This is a genomic window from Pseudomonas sp. P5_B2 (assembly GCF_056400445.1).
The window spans coordinates 1-1,593 of record NZ_JBFULH010000810.1; the positions used below are offsets into that span (position 1 = coordinate 1).

Annotated in this window: 1 protein-coding gene; it reads right to left on the reverse strand. The window is 58.1% G+C overall.

Annotated elements, in window-relative coordinates:
* Nucleotides 1-53: 53 nt before the first annotated feature.
* The coding region (locus AC1DRJ_RS27010; protein WP_477804840.1) for a PqiB family protein at nucleotides 54-1,593 on the reverse strand (1,540 nt) is incomplete at its 5' end.

Sequence of the window (1,593 nt, forward strand, 5' to 3'; positions counted from 1 at the left end):
TTTTATGTGGGAGCGAGCCTGCTCGCGATAGCGGTCGCACAGGCCCCGATTAACTATTTGCCGATTGCGATCTTCGGCGCCCAGGTCAGCCACTCATCTTCGAACTTGTCGAACAGCGGGAAGGTTTGCTCAGCCCGCGCCGGGCTACCCATGCGATCACCGTCCGGGGTGGCAAAGGCGACACCGCCCTGAATCAAAGTCTCTAGCGATTCGGTGCGCACCGTTGCACCTTTGAACAAGCCGTAGTCGAGACCAAAACCGCTGGTGTTCCAGAAACGCGTACCGCTGCGCACCAGCGAGGCGTATTTCGGCTCGATCAGTATGTGTATCAACACACGATCCGCCGTCTGCCCGAGCTCATAGCCAGTGACTTTGCCGACGGTAATTTCGCGATACGTCACCGGCACACCAGTTTTCAACGAACCACGGCGGGCGGCACTCAGCACCAGGCTCAAACCGGCCTCCTGCTTGGCCGACTCTGGTGGATTGGCCAAGACGACGAAGTTGGTTTGTGGCCCAAGATTTTTCGGTGCGGGCTGCACTTCGATATATTGGCCGGTGACCAGGGTTTCGAGGTTGGAGGACTTGATCAGACCCAACTCAGGTTTCACCACCCAAAACTGACTGCCGACCCGGGCGATGCGCTCTGGCACGACGGTGATCCGTGCGGTGAGCATCACCGATTGCAGATCATCAGTGAGGTCAACGTCTTCAATCTTGCCGACATCCAGGCCTTTGAATCGCACAGGCGTGCCGTTACGCAAGCCATCGGCGCGTTCAACCTTGATGGTGACCACTGTGCCTTTCTGATTGGCCTCGTCATGGTTGGCGAACAGGCGAAAACGCGGGATCTTCTTTTGCAGCGGAGCCTTGGCTTCAGGTGTCTCAAAGGCGATGCCGCCGGCCATCAGGCTCTGCAGCGATTCACTTTTGACCTGGATACCGTCCGTCAGCCCGCCCGTGAGCGTGATGCCGCTGGCGTTCCAGAATCGCGTCGAGGCGTTAACCAACCCTTCGTATTCCTTCTCGATGTGGACACCGATCACCAGTCGCTTCGTTTTCTTGGAGAATTGATAGCTCTGGACCGAACCGACCTTGACCTGCTTGTAGAGAATCGGGCTGCCGACTTCCAGCGAGCCGAGGTTTTCGGTGAACAACACCAGGTGCAGGCCCGGCGAACGCAAATCCAGCGGCGGCGCCTTGGGCCGCGCCACAAATTCGCGTTGCGGCGCTGAGCCCTTATCGCCAGGGCGCACCGCGATGTAGTTACCTTTGACCAACGCTTCCAGACCGGTGATGCCCGCGAGGGAAATCGACGGTTTGACCACCCAGAACTGAGTGCCGGTGACCAGGTAATCTTCAGCCAATGGATCTAGGGTCAATTCAGCAGTGGCACCGGACAGATCCGGATCAATCTTCAGCCCTTTCAGGTTGCCGACCTGAATACCTTTGTACATCACCGGCGTACGGCCAGCCTGCAAGCCTTCAAAATCGGTGAGTTTGACCTTGACCCGAATGCCGGCTGCCGCAGCGTCAAAGTCTTCGTAGAGACGGAACGGCAGGCTTGGATCGGTGGGCGGACTGTCTTTGCGA